The organism is bacterium, from assembly GCA_035371905.1.
In the GTDB taxonomy this organism is placed as follows: domain Bacteria; phylum Ratteibacteria; class UBA8468; order B48-G9; family JAFGKM01; genus JAMWDI01.
This window is the reverse complement of the sequence record DAORXQ010000152.1, coordinates 1-3,050: the sequence shown is the minus strand read 5'-3', so window position 1 is coordinate 3,050 and position 3,050 is coordinate 1. Positions and strand designations below refer to the sequence as shown.

4 protein-coding genes are annotated in these 3,050 nt (G+C 27.1%); all 4 read left to right on the top strand.

Annotation, left to right across the window (positions count from 1 at the left end):
* Nucleotides 1-387, top strand: a 387-nt coding sequence (locus PKV21_09885) for an NYN domain-containing protein (GenBank protein ID HOM27796.1), incomplete at its 5' end; no start/stop codon positions are given.
* A 15-nt stretch (nt 388-402) separates the two neighbouring features.
* Nucleotides 403-1,176 (top strand): Cthe_2314 family HEPN domain-containing protein, encoded by a 774-nt coding sequence (locus PKV21_09880; GenBank protein ID HOM27795.1) that lies wholly within the window; start codon nt 403-405, stop codon nt 1,174-1,176.
* A 12-nt stretch (nt 1,177-1,188) separates the two neighbouring features.
* Complete coding sequence (locus PKV21_09875; GenBank protein HOM27794.1) at nt 1,189-2,397, top strand: restriction endonuclease subunit S; 1,209 nt, start codon at nt 1,189-1,191, stop codon at nt 2,395-2,397.
* A 21-nt stretch (nt 2,398-2,418) separates the two neighbouring features.
* On the top strand, nt 2,419-3,050 hold a 632-nt coding region (locus PKV21_09870), incomplete at its 3' end, for a type I restriction endonuclease (protein HOM27793.1).

The window sequence follows — 3,050 nt, the reverse complement described above, 5'->3', positions numbered from 1 at the left end:
TTAGGCCTTGAAGTTGAAATAAGTAAATTTAAAAAACGAGTGATAAAATGTCCAAATTGTGGACTGAAATATTATAAACCTATAGAAAAACAAACAGATGTTAAAATTGCAACAAAAATTTTTGAGATTTTTTATAAGAAGATTTCGGAAATTTTAGTAATAATATCAGGAGATACTGATTTAGTCCCTGCTATCAGAACTACAAAAGAAACTTTTGATGATATAAAAATAGGCGTTGTTATTCCATATAAAAATAGCAGTGAAGAATTAAAATTGGTTTCAGATTTTTATTACTCAATTCCACCCAGAAAATATATTAATCATTTATTACCAAACCCTTATAAACTAAAAACAGGAGAAGTAATATGTAAACCAGAAAAGTGGTAAAAAGGGGGTTCTTTTATGAAAAATCTATTTTTTGAATATTATAAAATTGATGAGGAAGAATGGAATAAAATTTCTAAAAATTCTTCACAAAAATTTAAAAAATTATTCTGGAAAATCCCTTATGAAAAGTATCAGGTTTTACTGGATGATGATATTGAAAAAGTATACAAGAAGGGAAAAATAAATGAATTAGTTAAGGCACTGATGAACAAAATGGGTACTTTAAGAATATCTTATATTTTCTTAACATATTATTACAACCTGGGAATTCCTGATGATAAATGGTGTATTTCGCCTGGGAAAAATGGTTCGTCTATTCAGTATTTCCCTGATTTTGAAGAGAAGCATTTTTATATTCATTATTTTTTTAATTTCTGGGCAGAGGTTTTTTATATCAAATTCTTTTCAATAATAGATATTATTTGTGATTTACTCAACAATTATTATGAAATGGGTATTAAGAAGGAGACAAAAGGTTTTAGAAGAAAAGTAATAAAGAATTTAAAAAAGGAAAATCTTGAGTTATTTAAGTTTTTGGAAAATATAAAAAATAAAAGGGAATACAAAAATGCAAAAGAGTTCCGGAATAGAATTATTCATTCTATTCCGGCTTATGAAATTTCAAATCAAAATGAAATAAAGAAATATGAAAATAAAATTGTTGAAATTAAATTTGGTGCAGGTAAATATACTAAATCAAGTGAAATTAAAGAAAATGCAGAAGAAGTATTAATTTTGCTAAAAAATATATTTGAAAAGTTAAAAGAAAATTTAAATTTTGATGATTGAGTAAAAATGATTATGAATTGGAATTTTTTGCCAATACTTGAAGTTTGTGAATTTGAAAAAGGGACTGAACCCGGGAGTGAGTCGTATAATAGAGATGGGATGGGTATTCCTTTTATAAGGGTAGGGAATATTGGTGCTAAAATTCAAGAACAGATTTACACAACATCTGAAAATGTGAAAATATGTAAAAAAGATGATATTTTAATTGCACTTGATGGAAGTCCAGGAATTGTAATAAGAGGATTAGAAGGTGCCTATTCTTCAGGTATTAGAAAAGTTATTGTAAAAGATAGTACTAAATTAATGAAGGAATTTGTTTATTATTATTTACAGACGGATGAAGTTCAAAAAATTATTAATGAACATACGATAGGAGTGACGATAAAACATGCTGGAAAATCTTTAAATTTTATAAATATTCCTATTCCGCCTATTTCAGTTCAGAAAAAAATAGTTAAAATACTTGATACTGTTCAGAAGGGGATAGAAATTCAGGAAAAAATAATTGAAAAGACAAAGGAAATTAAAAAATCACTTATGGCAGACCTTTTCAAATATGGAGCTCCCTCATTCAGAAAGAACAGAAAATCAAAGAAAACAGAAATAGGAGAAATACCCGAAGATTGGAAAGTAGTGAGATTGGGAGAGGTGTGTGAGAAAATTGAGCAAAAAAATCCTGCGAATGAACCATTGAAAAAAATAGTATATATAGATGTTTCCAGTTTAGATAATGAATATTTTAAAATAGTAGAGCATAAGGAGTATTTAGGAAAAGAAGCACCAACTCGTGCAAGAAAAATTATTAAATTCGGTGATGTTATTTTTGCAACAGTTAGACCTTATTTGAAAAGAATTGCTTTGGTTCCTGAAAATTATAATAATGCTTATTGTTCTACTGCTTTTTGTGTAATTAGACCTATTAAAGAAAAACTTTTAAGTGGTTTTATATTTTATTTTTTAACATTAGATAAATTTGTTCAAAATGTATCTACAAATCAACATGGTTCCGGTTATCCAGCAATAACTGACAATCATATATACAAAGTGAAAATACCCCTACCTTCCTTGTCTGAACAAAAAGAAATAGCAGAAATATTGAGCGTAATAGATGAAAAGATTGAGATTGAGAAAAAGAAAAAGGAATTATACGAGGAATTGTTTAAATCTCTTTTGAATAAAATAATGAATGGAGAGATAGATGTTGAAAAGATTGAATTGTAAAGAAGGAAGAAGGAGTGAAAGATGGAAAAATATGAAAAGAAACTGGTTGAAGATTATGTAAGTGAAAGATTAAAAGAAATTGGCTGGAAGTTTGTTAGTTATGAAAATTTAAAAAGGGAAAGTATAAAAGAACCGTTATTAGTTGAAAATTTAAAAGAGGCGATCATAAAAATTAATAAAGATAAAGGTATTGGAGAAGAGGAAATTAAAAAAGTAATTGATGAAATTAAACTCCTTTCAAATCATCAGGAAGGAATTAAAAGTTTTCTTCATTATCTCAAATATGGGATTGGAATAAAGTTTGAAAAAGAAAGAGTCGTTAAGATTATTGATTTAATTGATTATGAGAGACCAGAAAATAATGAATTTATCTTTTCAAGACAGGTTCGTTTTAAGGGTTCTGATTTGATTATTCCTGATATTGTCCTTTATATAAATGGAATTCCTATAGTTGAAATTGAATGTAAAAGTCCTATTGATTTAAAAACTGATTGGCTAACCGGATATGAACAGATTAAAAATTATGAAAAAATTATGCCTGAACTTTATAAATATGTGCAAATAGGAATTTCTTTTTGTGAAAATGTGAGATATTTTCCCATAGTTCCGTGGCAGGACAAAGTAGATGTGTATATCTGGAAAAAAGATGAATT

Bases quoted from the DNA above. Each gene is read 5' to 3' on its own strand.
- PKV21_09880 (HOM27795.1), top strand. From the start codon at position 403: ATGAAAAATCTATTTTTTGAATATTATAAAATTGATGAGGAAGAATGG.
- PKV21_09875 (HOM27794.1), top strand. From the start codon at position 1,189: ATGAATTGGAATTTTTTGCCAATACTTGAAGTTTGTGAATTTGAAAAA.